Genomic DNA, 19,401 nt, shown 5'->3' on the forward strand with positions numbered 1-19,401 from the left:
GTCTCCGAATCTTGTATTGGTTAGGGGCTAACGTGACTGATGAGACTTACGCGACTGACTAAACCGTCAGGGCGACTTCCGCCGATGCCTCCTCGCGATTGCGGATGTCTTCCTGCATGCCCGACGCGCGCTTCCGGTCTTCGAGAATCATGTCGGCCGCCTTCTCGGCAATCATGATGGTCGGTGCATTCGTGTTGCCCGATACCAGCTCGGGCATGATCGACGCGTCCACGACGCGCAGCCCCGCGAGTCCATGCACGCGCAGACGATCGTCGACGACGGCCATGCTGTCGTCGCCCATCTTGCAAGTGCCCGCCGGGTGATAGATCGATTGACTGAACTGGCGCGCGGCCTGAAGCAACTCGTCGTCGCTCTGGTACTGCGCACCGGGAATGAATTCGCTGATGATGTGCGGCGCGAGCGACGGGGCGGCCGCGATCCGACGCGCCACCTTGATGCCGTCGATCACCACACGATGGTCGCGTTCGTCGGACAGATAATTCGCGTGAATCACCGGGTACTGCAGCGGATCGTTGGAACGGATCTCGACGCTGCCCCGGCTGAACGGGCGCAACTGGCAGACGGACGACGTGAATGCGGAGAAGCGATGCGCGCCCTGACCGGGCTTGTCGGCCGACAACGGCTGCATGTGGAACTGGATGTCGGGCCGCGTGACGTCGGGACGCGAGCGCGTGAAGATCGTCACCTGACTGGCGGCCAGCGTGAGCGGACCGGTGCGGAACAGCGCGTATTGCAAGCCGATGAGCGCTTTGCGCAGCGGGTTGTTCACCTCGTCGTTGAGCGTGCGCTCACGGGTCTTGAAGACGAGCCGCACCTGCAGGTGATCCTGAAGGTTCTGACCGACGCCCGGCAACACGTGACGCAGCGCGACACCGGCTTTCGCGAGGACCGTCGTGGGCCCCACGCCTGAGTTCTGCAACAACTGCGGCGAGCCGATGGCCCCGGCGGCGAGAATCACTTCCACTCTGGCACGCGCCTTCTTGCGCTCACCGTCCTGCAAGTACTCGACGCCCACCGCGCGCTTGCCTTCGAACAGCACGCGGCAGGTTTGCGCACGCGTCTCCACGATCAGATTGCGACGCTCGCGTACCGGCTTGAGAAAGCCCTTGGCTGTGCTCCAGCGAAAGCCCTTGAAGGCCGTTTGCTGAAAATAGCCGACACCTTCCTGCGTCGCGCCGTTGTAGTCCTCGTTGAAGGGGATGCCGGTGTCCTTCGCAGCGGCGATGAAGTGCTCCGCGATGGGACGGCGCAGCCGCAGGTCCGAGACCTTCAGCGGGCCGCCCACGCCGTGATACTCGCTCGCACCGTGCTCCTGATCTTCGGATTTGCGGAAGTAGGGCAGCACGTCTGCGTAACCCCAGCCGCGATTGCCGAGGTCGGCCCAATGGTTGTAATCCTCACGCTGACCGCGCACGTACAGCAGACCGTTGAGCGAACTGGAGCCACCGAGCACCTTGCCGCGCGGCCAGTCGATCTGACGGTCGGCCACGTTGGCGTCGGCTTCGGTGCGATAACACCAGTCCAGTTCCGGGTTGTGCATGGTCTTGAAATAGCCGACCGGCACGTGAATCCAGGGATTGCTATCGGGGCCGCCGGCTTCGAGCAGCAGCACCCGGTTAGCGGGATCTGCGCTCAGACGATTGGCGAGCACGCATCCGGCAGAGCCCGCACCGACGATCAGATAGTCCACCTCGTGTTCCATACCGCCTGTCTCCTGCTAAGCAATTCACGACGTTTCTTCCCGAGGGATGAAACGATTCGTTTCGGTTTGTTTCGATCCAATGTCGGTGAGCGATCGGCAATTGCCAAGCGAAAAAAAGCTGGAAGACGAAAACTGAAACGGAATTCGCGCTTGGCGTCTCAGAACGAGGCGATTGTTGCAGCGCATCTGCGGGGTTTCACTGAGTCGATGCGACGGCGGCTGAATCGATGAGGCGGACACCGATTCCATGACGTCGATCGATCCTCACGGGTAATCCCGAGGCTGATCGTCGACAAATAATTGGTATATTTTGTTTCTTTTATTGATCGTGGCGAATTTCGGACGACGTGAATCGTCAGACTCCGGGAGACGATTCGAAGCGATGAAAGCAGGAGGCGGAATGCACGGAACGCATGGGGCGCGCGAGGGTGCGCGTGAAGGTGCGCGTGATGGGGCTCGTGAGGCGGGCACGCTCGACGACGCCGACTTGCGCGCGAGCGACGAGGCGAGAAATCTGCGCGCGCTGGCCATCATCGAACGGCTCGCCATGGCCGGACAGCCCTACACGTTGTCGCAGCTCGCCACGCGACTGTCGATTCCGAAGGCCACGCTCATGCGTCTGATCGAGGCGCTGGAAGTCTGTGGCTATGTCTCGCATGTGCCCGATTCGCGCGGCTCGGAGCGCGGGCTGTCGCTAGGCCCGCGTGCGGCGCGACTCGCCCTCGTCACCCTTGCGAACAACAACTTCACGCGCGCAGCACGCTCGCTACTGCGCGCGCTCGTCGACCGTGTCGGCGAGACCGTCAACCTCACGGCGCTCGATGGCGACGAGGTGCTCTACATCGAGCGTGTGGAGACGAACGAGCCGCTACGCATGCAGATGCATCCCGGCATGCGCGTGCCGCTGCACTGCACGGCGAGCGGCAAACTGTTCCTCTCGCAAATGCCGGTGGCGGAGCGTCGTGCGGTGATTTCGCGGCTCTCGCTTAAACGCATGACGCCGCGCACGATCACCGACGCGAGCCTGCTCGAAGCGGAACTCGACCGGCTGGCGGCACGCGGCATCGGCATCGATAACGAAGAGTTCGTGCGCGGTATGGTCGCCGTAGGCGTGCCCGTGCGTGCGCCGGAGGATGGACACGTGCGCGCGGTGCTCGCCGTGCACGGACCGACGGCGCGCGTCACGCTGGAACAGCTGATGGGATTGGTGCCGACGCTGCGTGAGACGGCGACGGCGCTCGCGCCGCTGCTCGACTGGCAGCGGGCAAGCAAGGTAGAGGCGTTGGCGAAACGGGCGGAAGCGGAAGACGGGAAAGCCGTCCAGACGACTGAGAAGTCAGAAAGCTAACGCGTCAGAACGTCTTCGCGAGTTCCTTCGCCGCCTCTTGCAGACGCGGCACGAACTCCATCGCCTTGGACAGCGACGTGCGCGACACCGGTGCGTGCACGGCCACTGCGGCGATACATCCGCCGTCTTCCTTGAGGACAGGCGCGGCCACGCAAGCAATCCCCAACACGAATTCCTCGTTATCGACGGCAATGCCTTTGTGCGCAATGCGGTCGAGTTCGCTCTCCAGCAGTTCGGGATCGGTGAGCGTGTTGGGCGTGAAGCGTTGCAGCTTCATGGCGCGTAGCAGCGCGGCGCGTTGCTCGCGAGGCATCATTGCCAGCAGCAGCTTGCCGCTTGCGCTGCTGTGCGCGGGCACGTGCGAGCCGGGCTTGAGGTCGAGACGCAGCGGCCACGGCGCTTCCATGCGGTCTAGGTACAGTACCTCGGTCTCGTGCAGCATCGTGAGGTTGCAGGTCTCGCCGAGATCGGCTACGAGACGACCGAGAATCGCGTGACGCATGCGGCGCGCGCCCGCTTGCATCATCACCCCGAGGCTCAGCTGCGCCAGGCGCGGGCCGATCACATAAGCGTTCTTCTGACCGGGCTCGCGAATCACGAGACCGCCGGCTTCGAGCGATCCGAGCATGCGATGCAGCGACGCCTTGGGCATCTGGATATCGTGCGCCATGTCGGCGAGCGAGACGGGCGCGTCGGCCGCCACGAGGTACTCCAGCAGCGCGAATGCCCGCAGGGTCGGGGTGTCCGCCTTGTTGTCTGACGGGGAGTCGTGGGCAATCGCTACGTCGTTCATATGCGCCGTTCCGGAAAATGGATCAGCGGTATTGTACCCAAACAGGTTATCGACCGGCATTGGCAGGGTCCAGATACGTTAGGTTCGGTTTCAGTTCATTCGAATCTAGTCGACGCGATGGGGCACCGTCAATCAGTGTTTTAATTATTCGGAACGAATTGTATCTAAAAATGGTTAACGCTATGATGCGCTGAAACTGCCCCGCATCTCGATGGGGCGAATTGCCTTGGTATTGGCTTTGCCCTTTGGAGACGCCGTGATGGAGATCGCAACCCAACAGCCGGATCGCATGGTCGATGCCCGCACCGTATTCGGCATCGAGACCGATCTTCAGGTACCGGCGTTCAGCGAGCGCGACGATCACGTGCCCGAGATCGACACGGCATACCGCTTCAATCCGGACGTCACGCTGGCGATTCTGGCCGGCTTCACGAACAACCGGCGCGTGATGGTGCAGGGCATGCACGGCACGGGCAAGTCCACGCACATCGAACAGGTGGCGGCGCGGCTGAACTGGCCGTGCGTGCGCGTGAACCTCGACGGCCACATCAGCCGCCTCGATCTGGTCGGCAAGGACGCCATCGTCGTGCGCGACGGTCATCAGATCACCGAGTTTCAGGAAGGCATCGTGCCGTGGGCGCTGCAACGTCCCGTCGCACTGATCTTCGACGAGTACGACGCGGGGCGTCCCGACGTGATGTTCGTCATTCAGCGCATTCTGGAGCGCGACGGCAAGTTCACGCTGCTCGACCAGAATCGCGTGATCCATCCGCATCCCGGTTTTCGCATGTTCGCCACGACCAACACCGTCGGTCTCGGCAATCTCAACGGCCTCTATCACGGCACGCAGGTGCTGAATCACGCGCAGATCGACCGCTGGAACGTCGTCGCAACGCTCAACTATCTCTCGCGCGAAGACGAAGCGGGCATCGTGCTCGCACGCGTACCGGAACTTGACAACGACGCGGGTCGCACACTGATCGAATCGATGGTCAGCGTGGCGGAACTCACGCGAAAGGGCTTTGCGACGGGCGATCTGTCGACGCTCATGTCGCCGCGCACGGTCATTAACTGGGCGGAGAACGTGGGCATCTTCCGCGACGCCGGTCTCGCGTTCCGGCTCACGTTCCTGAACAAATGCGACGAAGCAGAGCGCGCCGTGGTGGCCGAGTATTACCAGCGCGCGTTCGGCCGCGAGTTGCCGTCGACCGACGGCGGTCGCTCGCTGCTGGCCGATGCATCATGACCATCTCGGAGCGCGAAGCGGCGCGACGCGCTGCACGCGGAGAGGCATTGTGCGCCGCCACCGTGCGCGCGCTGACGGGCGACGCCGCGTTGCACTACAGCGGCGCACGCCTGTGCCGGAACATGCGGCCGTTGCCGCTGCATGCGCCCCATCTTCAGACGCTGCCACCACCCGCAGACCCGCTGACGACCCTGCGCGGTGCGGCGGACGGGGCGGCGTTGCGGCTGCGTCACAGCGACTCGGCATTGCATCGCCGCCTGCAACCGGATGCGCCACTGGAGCGGCTGCTCTTCGAGTTACTGGAGCAACTGCGCTGCGAGACGTTTATTCCCGCTGGTATGCCCGGCATTGCGGGCAATCTGCGCGAGCGCTTCGAAGCGTGGTCACGCGCCATGCACGCCACGGGCGTTGCAGACAGTCACGTGGGGTTGTTGCTGTACACGGTGGCGCAGATGAGCTGGTCGCGACTGACCGGTTATCCCGTCATCGAAGAGACGGAAGGGCTGATCGAAGCCACGCGCATGGCCATCGCCCCGCGCATTGGCGGCGCGCTCGCGGGCATGCGTCGAACGCGCACCGATCAGGCGGCGTTCGCGGTGTACGCGCGGGAATTGGCCGCCGACATCGCGGGCCTGATCCGTGCAGCAGGCGGTGAGCACGAGGAAGACGACGCCAAGGACGAAGAAGACCAGAAGGGCGTACGTAACGCGTTCTCGCTGTTTCTCGACTTCGACGAGCAGGAAGACGAAGGCATCACGCTCGCGCAGTCGGGCGATAGCCGTGTGCTGACGGCGTCCGAGCAAGGGTATCGCGTGTTCACGAATCGCTACGATCGCGAGCTGTACGCGGGCACGCTCGTGCGTCGTGCGTTGCTGACCGAGTTTCGCGAACGGCTCGACGAGCGCATCGTCGCGCAGGCCATCAACGTGCCGAGGCTGGCGCGCGCGCTCAAGGCGGCGCTCGCCGTGCCCCAGCGAGACGGCTGGTCGTTCGGGGAAGAGCAGGGCCGCATCGACGGACGACGACTCGCCCAACTCGTCAGTTCGCCCGCCGAGCGGCGTCTGTTCCGGCTGGAGAAGCACACGCTCATTGCCGAATCGATGGTGAGCTTTCTCATCGATTGCTCCGGGTCGATGAAGGCGCAGATCGACGCCGTCGCGATGATCGTAGACGTCCTCTCCCGCGCGCTCGACGCGGCGGGCGTCACTAACGAAATTCTGGGTTTCACCACCGGCGCGTGGAACGGCGGACGCGCCCGCACCGACTGGCTCGCGCGCGGCAAACCGCGCTTTCCGGGCCGTCTCAACGAGGTCTCGCATCTCATCTTCAAGGATGCCGTCACCAGTTGGCGGCGCGCACGGACCGACATCGCATCGCTGTACAAGGCGGACTTGTTTCGCGAGGGCGTGGATGGCGAGGCGGTCGAATGGGCGTGCGAGCGTCTACGTTCGCGCAGCGTCAACCGACGCCTGCTGATCGTGATTTCCGACGGTAGCCCGATGGACGCCGCGACCAATCAGGTCAACGACGAACACTACCTCGACCATCATCTTCGGGAAGTCGTGGCGCAGCAACAAGCGCGCGGCGACGTGGAAGTGTTGGGCCTGGGCGTCGGCCTCGATCTCAGTCCGTACTATCGGAATTCGCTGGCGCTCGATCTATCGTCGTCGCCCGACATGACGATGCTGGCGAAGCTGGTCGACTGGATCGGCAGCGGTGGACGTCGATCCGGCGACTGACTCCGGCGACTGACTCGGCACGACCCAAGCGGATACGGCTGGCGTCAGACCATCTCCAAGACCGCGCTCACCATCAGATGTACGCCAAGCAGGATCAGCGTCATGAACGCGAGACGTCGCGTGGTGACGCCCGAGAGCGGCGGGGGATGGCGTCGTGCGAACAGCGTGGCGAACGTCACGACGGGGAGCGCGAACGCGGCTTGCCACCACATCGATGCCGTGAGCTGCCCGGCGAAGGCGCTATAGGTGGTGCGGATCGTCGCGGTGGCGGCGAACAGCAGAATCAATGCACAGCGAATCTGGACCAGCGTGAGCGGCTGACGATAGAAGTAGAAGATGAGCGGCGGCCCGGAGATGCCGAACATGCCGCTCAGCAATCCGCCGAAGATCCCGCTTAGAAAGAAGCCTGAATCCCCGGAACGCTCAGTCTTAGGTGCGGGCCGCAGCGCCGACCCGATGCCGCCATACAGCACCACCGCGCCAAGCAGCAGATGCAGCACGTTGGATGCCGTGCCATTCAGATAGTCGAACAGCAGCACACCGACCACGACCGAAGGGATGATGCCGAGCGTTGCCGCTCGCACCGCCCGCCAGTCGATGAGATGCAGCGTGCCGGGCAGCGCGAGCGCGCTGTTCACGAGCGTCACCAGACTCACGAGGATGGCGACGTCGGCCACGGGGGCCAGGCCGAAGCCACTGGCCCCGCCCAGCACGATCATCCCCAACCCGAACCCCGTCACCGTCTGGAAGTACGTGGCGAAGCCCAACAACAACATCAACGGCAGATGGGCGAGCAGCCCGGTGAGTGCAGCGAGCATCACATGCCACGTCATACCCGGATCGCGAGCGGCGACACTCCGGTCAGCTTGGCGCGAGCGGCTTGCGCCTGCACGCAGGTCACCCCGATCACATAGTAGATGTCGTCCGCACTGCACCCGCGCGACAAGTCGTTCGCCGGGCGGTTTAGCCCCTGCAACAGCGGGCCGATAGCTTTCGCGCCACCGATGCGTTCGGCCAGCTTGTAGCCGATGTTGCCGGCGTCCAGACTCGGGAAGATCAGCGTGTTGGCGTGCCCCTCGATCTGCGAGTGCACGACTTTGCGTTGGGCGATTTCGGAGACGATGGCCGCGTCGAGCTGAACGTCACCGTCGATGGCCAGTTGCGGCCGGGCTTCCTTGACGAGACGTGTCGCTTCCACCACCTTGTCGACGGCCGCATGCTTGGCGCTGCCGCTGGTCGAGAACGACAGCATGGCGACGCGCGGTGGCTCCATCAGCAGCGCATGCGCGCTATCGGCGGCGGCCAGTGCGATCTGCGCCAGCTGCTCAGCATCGGGATCGACGACGAGCGCGCAGTCCGAGAAGATCAGCCCGCCCTTCATTGTGTGGAACGGCTCGCAGAGCATCATCAGGAAGAAGCTCGACACGAGTTTGAATGACGGCTGCACACCGATGATCTGAATCGCCATGCGCACCACGTCGGCCGTGGTGTTCACTGCACCCGCGACGGAGCCGTCCGCGTGGCCGAGGCGCACCATCATGTTGGCGAAGCCCAGCGGCGTGCGCATTTCGTCAAGCGCCTGCTCGCGCGTCATGCCCTTCTTCGAGCGGATGCCGTACCAGATGTGCGAGAAGGCTTCGGTCATGTCCGACGTCGCCGGATCGATCAGTTCCATCCCGGCGAGATCGATGCGCGCCTCGCTCGCGGCGCGCTGCGTTCGGGCGATATCGCCGACGAGCACGATGCGTGCAATGCCCTCACGCGTGGCGCGCGCGGCGGCTTCGAGCACGCGCGCGTCGTCCGACTCGCACAGCACGATGCGCATCGGGGCACGGCGCGCGGTATCGATAATGCGGTTGATGGCTTTCATGATGTCGAAGAAATAAAAAAAGCGCCCCCGGCACCCACAGAGCCGGGAGCGCTGTCACACGAAGAACCGCTACCGCGTCAGACGTAGTCCTTGTACTTGTCGAGCATGCGCACCGGCTTCGAGAGCGCGTCGCGACGGAACGGATCGCCCAGTTCGCGCGTGCACATGATTTCGATGATGGTCGTCTTGCCATGGTTCATCTGCATGTCGATGGCCTTCTTGAGCGCCGGGCCGACGTCTTCCAGACGATCGACCACGATGCCCTCCGCGCCCATCGCACGGGCGATGTTGGCGAAGCTCGGGCTGTCCAGTTCACCGGCGACGAAGCGGCGGTTGTAGAAGTCGACCTGATTCTTCTTCTCGGCACCCCACTGACGGTTGTGGAAGACCACGGCCGTGACCGGAATGTTGTGACGCACGCACGTGAGCGTTTCCATCAGGCTCATGCCCCACGCGCCGTCGCCGGCGTACGACACGGCCGGGCGGTGCGGTGCGGCCACCTTCGCGCCGATGATCGTCGGGAAGGCGTAGCCGCAGTTACCCCAGCTCATGGCCGCAAAGAAGCTGCGCGGCTTGTTAAAGCGCAGGTAGCTGTTGGCCACCGAGTTGATGTTGCCGATGTCGGTCGAGACCATGACGTCTTCCGGCATCGCCTTTTCGAGTTCGCGCAGCACCTGACGCGGGTGCAGATACTCGCCGCCGTTGAACGTCTTCTCGTGCTTTTGCTCTTCGATCATGTCGAGGCTGTACGGATCGCGCTCGTGGGTCCAGTCGTCGAGTTCCTTCTCCCAGGCCGCCTTTTCCGTGGCGATCTGATCGGCGCGAGCGGCACGCGTGGCGTCGCAGGCGAGCGTGCGCTCAGTCAGACGTTGCGACAGGGCGACGGCCGCAGCCTTCGCATCGCCGCAGATGCCGACCGAGATCTTCTTCACGAGGCCGAGCATCTTGTGATCGGCGTCGATCTGAATGATCTTGGCGTTCTTCGGCCAGTAGTCCAGACCGTGCTGCGGCAGCGTGCCGAACGGTCCGAGGCGCGAGCCAAGCGCGACGACGACGTCGGCCTGTGCGAGCAGCTTCATCGCGGCCTTCGAGCCCTGATAGCCGAGCGGGCCGCACCACAGCGGATGGTTGGCCGGGAACGAGTCGTTGTGCAGGTAGCTGTTGACGACCGGTGCGCCGAGACGCTCAGCCAGCGCCTTGCACTCTTCGACGGCGTCGGCCATGACCACACCACCGCCCGAGATAATGACCGGGAACTTGGCTTGTGCGAGCAGTTCGGCCGCTTCGTTCAGACGCTCGTCGCCGCCAGCGCCGCGATCGAGACGTTGCGGACGCGGAATCTCGGCCTTGATCTGGCCGTAGAAGTAGTCTCGCGGGATGTTGAGCTGCGTCGGGCCCATTTCGGCCATGGCGCGGTCGAAGCAGCGGCCGGTGAACTCGGCCATGCGTGCCGGGTGCGTCACGTGACCCTGATACTTCGTGAATTCCTGGAACATCGGCAGTTGCTTCGCTTCCTGGAAACCACCGAGGCCGATACCCATCGTGCCGGCTTCCGGCGTGACGATCACGACCGGGCTGTGCGCCCAGTAAGCGGCGGCGATGGCCGTCACGCAGTTGCTGATGCCCGGGCCGTTCTGACCGATCACGACACCGTGACGGCCCGACACGCGAGCGTAACCGTCAGCCATGTGGCCAGCGCCTTGTTCGTGGACCACCGGAATCAGACGAATGCCGGCCGGCGCGAAGATGTCCATTGCGTCCATGAAGGCCGAGCCCATGATGCCGAACATCTCGCTCACGCCGTTGGCGACCATCGTTTCGACGAACGCTTCCGAGGGCGTCATCGTTTGCGGACCGGCATCGGAGGCCGTCAGTTGCTGGGTGGCCGTAGCCGGATCTTTGGCGTTCATGGGTGTCTCCAGTGAAAAATAAACGGAACAAATAATTCCGATTTCGTTGCTTGTTTCGAAATTTAGGGGATCAAACCGCCGTCGTCAATTGGTATTTTTATTATTTGGTACGTTTTGTATTGAAAAATACAAATTCAACCTGTGTCAGTTGACGAAGATGGCGTGTCGCCGTCGTTCAGAAAAAAACGCCCCGTCAGGCGGGGCGGGCAATCCGGGCATTCCTCAGGGCGTGATCAGAACGCCGGGCGGTCCTTGCGGAACGCATTCTTCACTTCGATCTTGCCGTCGCGCAGTGTGAAGACGTCGACCATGCGCGCTTCGACGCGCGAGCCGTCGGCCTTCGTGCCGCGGAACGTCGACTCCGATACGGCGCGATCGCCGTCCACGAAATGCACGCCCTCCGTCCAAGACGCGTCGGGGAAGTTCTCCCACGCGGACTGGAATGCGGCGCGCACGGCTTCACGGCCTTCGAAGGTGCGCCCGAGCATGTCGGGGCCGGCGACCGCGTGGAACACGCATGTGTCGGTCATGCAGGCCATGAGGGCATCGATGTCGTGGCGGTTCCAGGCGTCGTTGAACGCGGTGAGCAACTGGATGGCGGCGGTGTCGTTCTGAGTCGTCATTGCAGATTCCAAAATTCGAGAGATAAGCGATAAGGGCAGGATCAGCGGGCTTCGTCCTGCGCGTGATATCGCTGATAGAGAAAGCGCTGGCCGATGCGGCGGAACGGCGCGAAGCCTTGCCATTGCACCGTGCCGAACACGTTCGGGTATTGCAGCGCGGAGTCGTAGATGGGGAGATCCCACGATGGGTCGCGCTGCCCGGCAATGCGCTGGGCGAGTCGGCGTCCTGCGTGTGCGGAGAACGACACGCCGTTGCCGCCGTAGCCCACGGCATAAAAGAGGTTCTGACGCGGATCGGGCTGTGTGACGCGCGGCATCATGTCGTGGCTCACGTCCACCCAACCCCACCACGAGTAGTCGATCTGAATGCCCTTGAGCGCGGGGAATTTGCGATGCAGGCCTTCGACGAGCACGGCCATATGTTTCGGATTCTGCGCATCGGCCCCAGTGATCGAGCTGCGGCTGCCGATCTGCAACCGGTTATCGGGCAGCAGACGGTAGTAATAGCGCAGCGTGCGCGTATCGGTGATGACTTCGTGCGTGCGGAAGTTCGTCGCGGCGATCTCGTCCGGCGTGAGTACGCGTGTGACGAGCGAGTTCGACAGGATCGGCATGATCTTCGCGCGCAGCGCTTTCGTGACGTCGTTACGCGTGTAGCCGCCGGTGGCGAAGGCGACCGCCTTGGCCCGTACGACACCGCGCGGCGTGCGCACGTGATGCACGCCGTTGATCGTCTCCACGCCCAGCACGGGCGTCGACGGATGCACGCGTGCGCCGAGCGCGCGCGCCATGCGCAGATAGCCGAACGCGAGTTTGAGCGGGTGCACGCCGATACCGTCGGGTTCGTGCAGTGCGCCGCAGTTTTCCTGATCGTCGACGTATTGTTCGCGGACTTCGTCGCGCGAGAGGATGCGGGTGTCGTAGCCGAAGACATCGCGCATGACCTTCGCTTCGTTGCGCAGGAAGTCCATCTTGCGATCGCGGTGGGCGATGTAGAGGTGGCCGCCCGGTTGCGGGTCGCACTCGGGCACTTCGGCGATGAGCGATTTGAACGTGTTGAAGCCTTCGCGGATTTCGGCGTCAAGACGCAGGGCGGTGTCCTTGCCCCAGCGATCGATCCATTGCGAGCGATAGAGACGTCCGCTGGCATTTTGTCCCTGACCGCCGTTACGGCTGGTGCAACCCCAGCACGTCTGGTTCGCTTCGAGCACCGTGGCGCGAATGCCATGTTCGCGCGCGAGGAACAGGGCGGTGGACAGGCCGGTGAAGCCAGCGCCGACGATGACCACGTCGACATCGGCATCGCCGGCGAGCGGTCCGTCGTCCTCGGGCGGTTCACCTGCGGTGGCAACCCAGTAGGTCGGTGCGTAGTCCATGCCCAGCCCGGGGGTGGACGAGACTAGCGGATCGTAAAGCGGATCGTATGGCGCTGCGGAGCGACGATCCAGCGCGAAGGATTCAATCGTACCCACGTTTGGCTCCTGAAGAGAATGAGCCAATACTGCCAAGAACAATTTCGTGGGATTAGTACCACCGGAGACTTGTGATGGTGCCAGCGCCCAGCCGCACCGCTACGGCTCGGACTTCGTAAGGGAAGTCCCTGACTGGCACCACATTTTTGCCGTACGTGGCGCCAGAAAATGTGCGCTGGCTCCCCGCTGGACGGGCGCAAAGTGAAAGCGGCGCGAGATGGCGTGCAGACAGACTGTTCCGGTGGAATTCTCTTGGAGCTATCGTGAACCCTGCCGTCACATTCTCTACCCAACCCTCCATCATTAACGCTGACATGGATGCGCAAATGATTCCGAGCGGCAACGATACGTCAGGTGCTTTCCGGGCGCTAACGCATTACATCGAAAGTGATGGGGCACTCGATCAAGGCATATTCGAAGTGCATCGAGGGCGCATACAAATTGCTGATGCGACAGCGTCGCTCAAGTCTTGCTTCGTTGGCGACCCGCTCGACCAGGAAACGCGAAACGCACTCTTCCGACTTCATCTCGCGTCGTATCCAAAGGGACTGGACTATCTGTCGGATCAGGACTCGCTAGGAACGCTCGGTGATGATGCGATGCGGGTGCTTCATGCGCTGTGTGCCGAAACCCGAGAGCAAATATTCGCCACGCCTCAATTGGCTTGCAACGGCATGATCGTTCTGCCACTCCCTGACACAAACGTGAATATCGTGCTTCATCCGCAATGCATGCGCGCGGCAGACGGTTTCGTGACCAGTCTCGAGGCCGACCGCCTGATTCGGAGCAAAGCTGACGTCGAGGAGGAGGGCGGGGCGATATTTGCGAGGCGAATGCTTAAGTTGAAGGTCTCGCTAATGCTTGACGGACGCCGAGTTGATCCGCTCGCGCTTCGCACGTGGTATTCGATACTGACAACAGCGCATTCGCAGACATGCTTTGAGCCATCCGTACCCAAGGAGGATCAAGTGCAACTGGGTCTGATTCTGCACAGCTTGGTGCGTGACATGGATTTGACGTTGGAGCACGTAGGAAGTAGTGAAGCGCTGAATATCGTCAACACAAATTGCCTCACCCTCGCCGAAGCGGCGTTCGAGCGTTCCGAAAACCTGTGGGACGTCGCTGTGGTCCGGTCAGCATTGGTGGAGTTGTTTGGTAGTGCCGGAGATCGTGATCGCTTGCCCGACGCGTTACGACGCAAAGGCGACGCTTATGCTGCGCTGGCGGAGAGGGGAATGGAGAAGGGGCATTCGACGGTTGCCGAGACGCTTCACGAGGCGGCGCGAGCGTATCAGCGTGTGCCGGATGCTGCTGCGTTAGCCAGGCTTCGGCCGTTGGTAGCGAAGCAATCTGCAATTGAAAGAGCGCGAAGTCCGCACTTCGATACGCAGCCCGATTCTGCGACATCGCTGCTCGCGGCGCTATGGGGAAACGATGCCGGTGATGCACACGCCACCTGAACGCGGCCGACTGTCCCAAGCGTGGGCTTGCTTCGCCGGACCCAATGATGAAAACATTCGGTGCGCGCTTTTTCTACGCCAACTCGTTTCTTATCCAATGGTGTTGTGTTAACAAATGGCGAAACCGATGACATTGGCACCGCCGCTCCGCTGTTCTTGCTGGGGCTCACGGACGCTTGCCGTGAGGTCGCGACGCGATTACGCCAGAACCCCCAGGCCGTGCTTCTCGAGAACTTGAAGCAGCTTCGCTGCAGCACCGCTCGGCGTTTTAGTGCCCGCCTCCCATTTTTGAACCGTAGACGCACTGGTATTGAGATAGGCCGCGAGTACACCTTGGCTTACATGTACGCTTTTGCGAATCCTGATGATTGCGGTCTTCGTGTACTTTGGAACTGCGGGTACGCACAACTCATCGTATTCGCGCATCGTACGTTTGCTGATGCCGCCAGCGGCATGCATGTCTTTCGCAATCTCGTGGATTGCTGCCAGCGCCTCGGACTCATCGACGGCGGCTCGGCCTTGCACTCTCGCCGCAGGAGTCCGGGACGCTGAGGTTATTGTCTTGCCGCTGGCCCTGCGATTGGGCTTGGCCGCAGCCTTAGAAGCCACAACTGATTTGGTCATTTTCCACAAATCTCCACTAAGGTTCCTGCCTTCAACATTTCCTCAATCGCCTTTTTCGGCAAGACTTTGAAGTCTTTAGCCAGCTTCTTGAAGCCCTTCAGCGCCTTTACCCCAACGTTCTTTTCATCTTGCTTATTAAACAGATAAGCAAAAATGATCCAGACCTCCTCTTTCTCGATGAAGAGCGCCCGGAAATCTCCGTTGCGCAGTCGTGCTTTGACGACTCCCGCACCTAACGCGATTCCGCAAACTCCTTTGTCGGTCCACTTCTCCGCAACCCCGTACAACTCGTCGTTCGATATTCCAGAAGCTTGGGCATCCCATGCGAACCTGCGGGTTTTGAAGATCCGAATTCTCTCTGGGCCGCTCTCATTCACTCCATTTTTTGCTAAAGGCATCTGGTTGTCGTGTGCACATTATGACCGAAAAATGTAGCACTTAGTGCTATATATGGCAATGTGACCCCAGTCTGCGGTTAGGTGCCGTCCGCAAAAAAAGTGCTCGTTAATCAGTCGCGAGGACATTATCTGAAAGCTGCTGGACATCGCGCGCGTACATGCTGTCCACGTGGATTGCTAAAAAGGTCAACGTCATGCCCGTGACCGGAATCGCAGACATTTCTTTTGCAAGGCAAGCTTCCAACGTCTCGTTTAGGAGTCAATGCAATGCCACTAAGCGGTGCCACGAATTCCATTTATCTCGCGCCGACATTTCCGTGTTCGCGTGCCAAAGCGATGATCGGTGACGTTTCGGAGGCTTTCAGCTCGCTCACGCAATACCTCGAAGGTCGCGCGCGTCTCAATCCGGCCACCATCGAAGCCCATCGCCAATGGAGCCAGAGGGCTCCGGACGCGGACTCGCTAAGTGCTTGCTTCGTCGATGACGACAACGTCCCGGAAATTCGTTTGGCACTCTTTCGACTCCATCTCGCGTCGTATCCAAAGGGGTTGAGTTATTTGACTGAAAATGGTGAGGTCGATGAAATCGAAGCCGCTGCTGCACTCGTTTTGCGGGACCTCACGGCCGAAAGCCGAGAGGCAATGCTGGCCGCACCCGAACTGGCCGACAACGGCGTGCTTGTTGTGTCGTTACCGGACACGCGGATAAGGATCGTGCTCCATCCAGAGTGCCTGAGTCCAGCCAGCGCAGGCGTGACAGAACAAGAAGCAAGCGACCTGCTCTTGAGACGAGCCGCCGACTCGCGTGATGGCGCTCTGACGCTTCTGGAGCGCATGCTGACGCTTCGGGACGTATTGGACCCGGAGCTTCCCGATCCGCTCGCCATTCAGACGTGGCACGCGTTAGCGATGCGGGCTCACTGGCCGCTTTGCCACATCGATACCCGCGTGACGAAGCAACACAAGGAGGAACTCGGATTCATCCTTCACAGCCTGGCAACGTATGACGATCTGCGAGCGTGGCGGTCCAGTTGCCTTTGGGCGGCGCTCGACGCGTTCGAATGTGCGGAAAACGACGAGGCGGCGAGTGTCGTGCGTCAGGAAATTGCGGTGCTGGATCGGGCGCACGAAGCGCCTCTGCGTGAGCCGACGAACATCTGGGGATCGACGGGCGCAAAGTGAAAGCCTTCGGGGCTTGGCAGGCGTACGGACAGTTCGCCTGGATTTCCGTAGAGGACAGTATGCAACTTACGACCGGGCTGTCGGAACAACTTGTCGGCATTGCGACTCGCATGGCGGCGCAAATGGATCGGCAGAGCGCCGCGTCACCCAGCGCTTTCGGCGCACTGACCGCCTACCTTGAAAGTAGCGAACCGCTTGAGCGCCATGTCGTCGACGCACATTGGGCGCGTATCCAGACGGCGGAAGCGACGCCGACGTTCAGATCGTTTTTTGTCGGCAGCCAGAACGATCCGGAGATGCGACAAGCCCTTTTCCGACTCCATCTCGCGTCGTTCCCGAAGGGGCTGGACTATCTGAAGTCGCAGGACAACGCCAAACGACTCGGCGACGATGCTGTGAGGCTGCTGCGAGCGCTCAACGCCGAGACGCGTGAGGCGATGCTGCAAACCGCTGAATTGGCCGACAACGGCATGATCGTGATGACGTTGCCGGGCGGCGGCGAGTCGCCGATACGGGTGGTCCTTCATCAGGAATGGATGTACACGTCCGACGGGGGGCTGAGCGGTCAAGAGTGTTGCCGTCTCCTCCTGAACAAGGTCGAGGTCGAGCGTCACGGTGAACTGACACTTCTGAAGCGCATGCAGCGCCTGCGGCTTGCGTTAAGCCCGAGCGCTCCTGACCCGATGGCACTGCGCGTTTGGTATGCCTTGAGCCTTGGCGGTCGAATGACGCTTTGCGGCGATTCTCCGGAGACTACGGATGAGGACAAGGAGGATCTAGGCTTCGCCTTGCGGGGTTTGGCGACGGACGCCGAGATGAACGCGCTCAAGTACCACTGCATTACATGGGCTGAAGACGCATTTCGATGTGCCGGGCGCTACAGCGACGTCGTCGAAGCGAGACAACTGATGGACGAGTGGCGCAAGCAAGACGGACTGCCGCTGCGCCGCTGGCCGGCCATCTGACACCGCTTTGCGTCTACCGAAGGAGCCAAGGTCGCGACAACTTCAGCGCGCGGCATTCCACGCTCTGGCACCAAACTTTTCTGGCATGTGGCTCTAAACGGCGCGATTTTTGGCTGGGGATACTGAACCCGACAAAAAGGTCCGCGCCAACCTCCGGCGCGCGACCTCTCGCGACCGCCGCGGCACACCGCATTGTGTGCCGAGCGCAACGGAGAAGGGACATGCTCAGATTGCTGATTGGCCTCGGGTTGCCGTATCTCGGGGTTGTGGGACTGCTGCCCTGGGCAGCTTCCGTCGAGCGCTACGTGCTCGGCGTGCCGTTTATCTACGGCTGGATCTTCCTGTGGTTCGTGCTCACGTCTGTCTGCCTATGGCTGTGCTGGACACTCTTCGACCGGCATGCCGTCGAGGACCCAGCGTGATGCGATGCGCGCATCCGCCATCCCTTCCTTAGCGACTTCGCCTCAGGCGCGTTTTTGCGCGCATTGAATCGGTGCTGCGCTTTCGCGAGCCAGCACCCACGACACCCCGATCCCGCGTACGTGCTGAATCACGTTCCGAATTCCGGAGATTGCGTCCATGGCAACCCTCATCTTTGCCGGCTTCATTCTGCTGTCGGTCTACCTTGCATTGCGAGCGCGCGGTGGACGCGGCCCGCAGAGCATGCACGACTTCTTCGTTGCGTCGCGTCAGTTCGGCGCGTGGCTCGTGTTCTTCCTCGCCGCTGGCGAGATCTACAGCATCGGCACGATGGTCGGCTTCCCCGGCGGCATCTACGCCAAGGGGCCGACCTACGGCGTGTGGTTCCTCGGCTACATCCTGCTGGCCTATCCCGTCGGCTACTTCCTCGGACCGAAGATTTGGGACGCAGGCAAACGCTACAACGCGATCACGCTGCCCGACTTGTTCAAAGGGCACTTTCAGAATCGCTTTCTCGAACTGGTCGTCGCGATCACGGCCATCGTCTTCCTGTTGCCGTGGGGACAGTTGCAGTTCACCGGGCTGGTGGCGGCGCTCAAGGGACTGGGATGGAATTTCCAGCCGTTGTGGCTGATCAGCTTCTCCGCGGTGCTGGCGTTCGTCTACATCGCGATTGCCGGGGTGCGGGCGTCGGCTTATATCGCCGTGCTTAAGGACATACTGATGGTCGCCGCCATCGTCATCACCGGCGTGGCGGTAGCGTGGGAATCCGGCGTGACGCCCGTGTTTCAGGCGGCTAGCCAGCACGTCAGCAACGCCATGAGCACGCAGCAGCTCACATTCGCGATGACGACCATCGTGTTCCAGTCACTCGGCATGTACGTCATGCCCTTTGGCGTGCAGAACTTCTTTACGGCGAAGAGCGCGTCCACGATCCGTCGCACGCAGGTCGCCATGCCGCTGTACATGCTGATGTATCCGTTCCTCGTGCTGGCGTCGTACTACGCGATCAGCCAGAACATTCAGCTCGCCTCGCCCAATGAAGCGTTCTTCGCCGCGGTGACACAGTTGCTGCCGTCGTGGCTCGTCGGCCTTGTGGCGGCGGGCGCTGCACTCTCGGGGCTGCTCGTGCTCGCAGGCATCTGCCTTGCGCTCGGCCCCATCGTCACGCGCAACATTCTGTCGGGCATGCCGGAGCATCGTCAGAAGGCCAGCTCGAAGGTGGTGATCGTGCTGTATCTGCTCGGGTCCATCGTGCTGACGTTGCTCACGCCGAACCTCATGCTCACGCTCATCAACATGGCGTATTACGGTGTGACGCAGTTCCTGCCGGGCGTGATCGCCGTGGTATTCCGCATGCGTGTGCGCGCCACCGCCGTGGCCGCTGGCGTATTGGCGGGGCAGGGTCTCGCGCTCGTGCTCTACTACAAGAATCCGGACCTCGGCGGGGTCAACCTCGGGCTGATCTGCCTGGTCGTCAACGTCGTGGTGATGTCGGTGCTCAACCTGCTCCTCGGCGGCCAAGGCGCCGCACGTTCGATGGACGCCGGTGTCGGCACGCTCTCCCCCTCCAAGAAGTGAAGATGACAGACAGAGACAGCAGCAAACTCCGCAACCAGGATAGCCAC

Annotated in this window: 17 protein-coding genes; 8 read left to right on the plus strand and 9 right to left on the minus strand. The window is 62.0% G+C overall.

Translation table 11 applies throughout. The features are described from left to right. Positions 1-58: 58 nt before the first annotated feature. On the minus strand, positions 59-1,723 hold the full coding sequence (locus PAQ31011_RS09535) for a GMC family oxidoreductase (RefSeq protein ID WP_150575564.1): 1,665 nt from the start codon (positions 1,721-1,723) through the stop codon (positions 59-61). Positions 1,724-2,123: 400 nt separating this feature from the next. Here PAQ31011_RS09535 and PAQ31011_RS09540 point away from each other — a divergent pair, with 400 nt between their 5' ends. After that, complete coding sequence (locus PAQ31011_RS09540) at positions 2,124-3,071, plus strand: IclR family transcriptional regulator (RefSeq protein WP_281349989.1); 948 nt, start codon at positions 2,124-2,126, stop codon at positions 3,069-3,071. Between the two features lie 4 nt (positions 3,072-3,075). Here the strand turns inward: PAQ31011_RS09540 and PAQ31011_RS09545 are convergent, their stop codons facing one another. Continuing rightward, positions 3,076-3,864: an IclR family transcriptional regulator gene (locus PAQ31011_RS09545; RefSeq protein ID WP_052253183.1), complete on the minus strand. Its 789-nt coding sequence runs from the start codon at positions 3,862-3,864 to the stop codon at positions 3,076-3,078. 259 nt (positions 3,865-4,123) lie between these two features. Between PAQ31011_RS09545 and PAQ31011_RS09550 the strand changes: the two genes are divergently transcribed. Together PAQ31011_RS09550 and PAQ31011_RS09555 are read left to right on the plus strand one after the other, a co-directional pair. Further along, positions 4,124-5,110 (plus strand): AAA family ATPase, encoded by a 987-nt coding sequence (locus tag PAQ31011_RS09550; protein ID WP_150575565.1) that lies wholly within the window; start codon positions 4,124-4,126, stop codon positions 5,108-5,110. Beyond that, entirely contained in the window at positions 5,107-6,849 is a 1,743-nt protein-coding gene (locus PAQ31011_RS09555) for a cobaltochelatase CobT-related protein (RefSeq protein ID WP_150575566.1), read from the plus strand. Before PAQ31011_RS09550 ends, PAQ31011_RS09555 begins: the two co-directional genes overlap by 4 nt. Before the next feature lie 44 nt (positions 6,850-6,893). Here PAQ31011_RS09555 and PAQ31011_RS09560 read toward each other — a convergent pair whose 3' ends face one another. From PAQ31011_RS09560 to PAQ31011_RS09580, 5 genes are all read right to left on the minus strand, one after another. Next, on the minus strand, positions 6,894-7,682 hold the full coding sequence (locus PAQ31011_RS09560) for a sulfite exporter TauE/SafE family protein (protein WP_425495094.1): 789 nt from the start codon (positions 7,680-7,682) through the stop codon (positions 6,894-6,896). Next, positions 7,679-8,719 carry a phosphate acetyltransferase gene (gene pta / locus PAQ31011_RS09565; RefSeq protein WP_150575567.1) on the minus strand — a complete coding sequence of 347 codons (1,041 nt, stop codon included), beginning with the start codon at positions 8,717-8,719 and terminating at the stop codon, positions 7,679-7,681. Before pta ends, PAQ31011_RS09560 begins: the two co-directional genes overlap by 4 nt. A 77-nt stretch (positions 8,720-8,796) precedes the next feature. Further along, positions 8,797-10,629: a sulfoacetaldehyde acetyltransferase gene (xsc, locus tag PAQ31011_RS09570; RefSeq protein ID WP_174990038.1), complete on the minus strand. Its 1,833-nt coding sequence runs from the start codon at positions 10,627-10,629 to the stop codon at positions 8,797-8,799. Positions 10,630-10,862: 233 nt separating this feature from the next. Then, entirely contained in the window at positions 10,863-11,252 is a 390-nt protein-coding gene (locus tag PAQ31011_RS09575; protein ID WP_150575568.1) for a nuclear transport factor 2 family protein, read from the minus strand. A 41-nt stretch (positions 11,253-11,293) separates the two neighbouring features. Next, on the minus strand, positions 11,294-12,724 hold the full coding sequence (locus PAQ31011_RS09580; protein WP_174990040.1) for an NAD(P)/FAD-dependent oxidoreductase: 1,431 nt from the start codon (positions 12,722-12,724) through the stop codon (positions 11,294-11,296). Between the two features lie 263 nt (positions 12,725-12,987). On the opposite strand from PAQ31011_RS09580, the gene PAQ31011_RS09585 reads away from it, so the two are divergent. Beyond that, on the plus strand, positions 12,988-14,184 hold the full coding sequence (locus PAQ31011_RS09585; RefSeq protein WP_150575569.1) for a hypothetical protein: 1,197 nt from the start codon (positions 12,988-12,990) through the stop codon (positions 14,182-14,184). 198 nt (positions 14,185-14,382) lie between these two features. Here the strand turns inward: PAQ31011_RS09585 and PAQ31011_RS26730 are convergent, their stop codons facing one another. Continuing rightward, on the minus strand, positions 14,383-14,643 hold the full coding sequence (locus PAQ31011_RS26730) for a helix-turn-helix domain-containing protein (RefSeq protein WP_246179496.1): 261 nt from the start codon (positions 14,641-14,643) through the stop codon (positions 14,383-14,385). Positions 14,644-14,804: 161 nt separating this feature from the next. Then, positions 14,805-15,206, minus strand: coding sequence for a type II toxin-antitoxin system RelE/ParE family toxin (locus PAQ31011_RS09595; protein WP_150575571.1), 402 nt, complete (start codon positions 15,204-15,206; stop codon positions 14,805-14,807). 267 nt (positions 15,207-15,473) lie between these two features. On the opposite strand from PAQ31011_RS09595, the gene PAQ31011_RS09600 reads away from it, so the two are divergent. The 4 genes from PAQ31011_RS09600 (at position 15,474) to PAQ31011_RS09615 (ending at position 19,354) form a co-directional block, all read left to right on the plus strand. Then, on the plus strand, positions 15,474-16,388 hold the full coding sequence (locus PAQ31011_RS09600; RefSeq protein ID WP_150575572.1) for a hypothetical protein: 915 nt from the start codon (positions 15,474-15,476) through the stop codon (positions 16,386-16,388). A gap of 59 nt (positions 16,389-16,447) precedes the next feature. Next, entirely contained in the window at positions 16,448-17,353 is a 906-nt protein-coding gene (locus PAQ31011_RS09605; RefSeq protein ID WP_150575573.1) for a hypothetical protein, read from the plus strand. A 221-nt stretch (positions 17,354-17,574) separates the two neighbouring features. Continuing rightward, a complete protein-coding gene (locus tag PAQ31011_RS09610) occupies positions 17,575-17,775 on the plus strand; it encodes a DUF3311 domain-containing protein (RefSeq protein WP_150575574.1) in 201 nt (66 codons plus the stop codon). A 157-nt stretch (positions 17,776-17,932) separates the two neighbouring features. Then, positions 17,933-19,354: a sodium:solute symporter family protein gene (locus PAQ31011_RS09615; protein ID WP_150575575.1), complete on the plus strand. Its 1,422-nt coding sequence runs from the start codon at positions 17,933-17,935 to the stop codon at positions 19,352-19,354. Positions 19,355-19,401 lie beyond the last annotated feature (47 nt).

The sequence above is a fragment of the Pandoraea aquatica genome, from assembly GCF_902459565.1.
Taxonomy (GTDB): Bacteria; Pseudomonadota; Gammaproteobacteria; order Burkholderiales; family Burkholderiaceae; genus Pandoraea; species Pandoraea aquatica.

Excerpts from the sequence above, each read along its gene's own strand:
- PAQ31011_RS09595 (WP_150575571.1), bottom strand. The coding sequence starts at position 15,206 with ATGCCTTTAGCAAAAAATGGAGTGAATGAGAGCGGCCCAGAGAGAATT.
- PAQ31011_RS09600 (WP_150575572.1), top strand. The coding sequence starts at position 15,474 with ATGCCACTAAGCGGTGCCACGAATTCCATTTATCTCGCGCCGACATTT.
- PAQ31011_RS09615 (WP_150575575.1), top strand. The coding sequence starts at position 17,933 with ATGGCAACCCTCATCTTTGCCGGCTTCATTCTGCTGTCGGTCTACCTT.
- xsc (WP_174990038.1), bottom strand. The coding sequence starts at position 10,629 with ATGAACGCCAAAGATCCGGCTACGGCCACCCAGCAACTGACGGCCTCC.
- PAQ31011_RS09545 (WP_052253183.1), bottom strand. The coding sequence starts at position 3,864 with ATGAACGACGTAGCGATTGCCCACGACTCCCCGTCAGACAACAAGGCG.
- PAQ31011_RS09575 (WP_150575568.1), bottom strand. The coding sequence starts at position 11,252 with ATGACGACTCAGAACGACACCGCCGCCATCCAGTTGCTCACCGCGTTC.
- PAQ31011_RS09550 (WP_150575565.1), top strand. The coding sequence starts at position 4,124 with ATGGAGATCGCAACCCAACAGCCGGATCGCATGGTCGATGCCCGCACC.
- pta (WP_150575567.1), bottom strand. The coding sequence starts at position 8,719 with ATGAAAGCCATCAACCGCATTATCGATACCGCGCGCCGTGCCCCGATG.
- PAQ31011_RS09560 (WP_425495094.1), bottom strand. The coding sequence starts at position 7,682 with ATGACGTGGCATGTGATGCTCGCTGCACTCACCGGGCTGCTCGCCCAT.
- PAQ31011_RS09605 (WP_150575573.1), top strand. The coding sequence starts at position 16,448 with ATGCAACTTACGACCGGGCTGTCGGAACAACTTGTCGGCATTGCGACT.
- PAQ31011_RS26730 (WP_246179496.1), bottom strand. The coding sequence starts at position 14,643 with ATGCATGCCGCTGGCGGCATCAGCAAACGTACGATGCGCGAATACGAT.
- PAQ31011_RS09540 (WP_281349989.1), top strand. The coding sequence starts at position 2,124 with ATGCACGGAACGCATGGGGCGCGCGAGGGTGCGCGTGAAGGTGCGCGT.
- PAQ31011_RS09555 (WP_150575566.1), top strand. The coding sequence starts at position 5,107 with ATGACCATCTCGGAGCGCGAAGCGGCGCGACGCGCTGCACGCGGAGAG.
- PAQ31011_RS09610 (WP_150575574.1), top strand. The coding sequence starts at position 17,575 with ATGCTCAGATTGCTGATTGGCCTCGGGTTGCCGTATCTCGGGGTTGTG.
- PAQ31011_RS09535 (WP_150575564.1), bottom strand. The coding sequence starts at position 1,723 with ATGGAACACGAGGTGGACTATCTGATCGTCGGTGCGGGCTCTGCCGGA.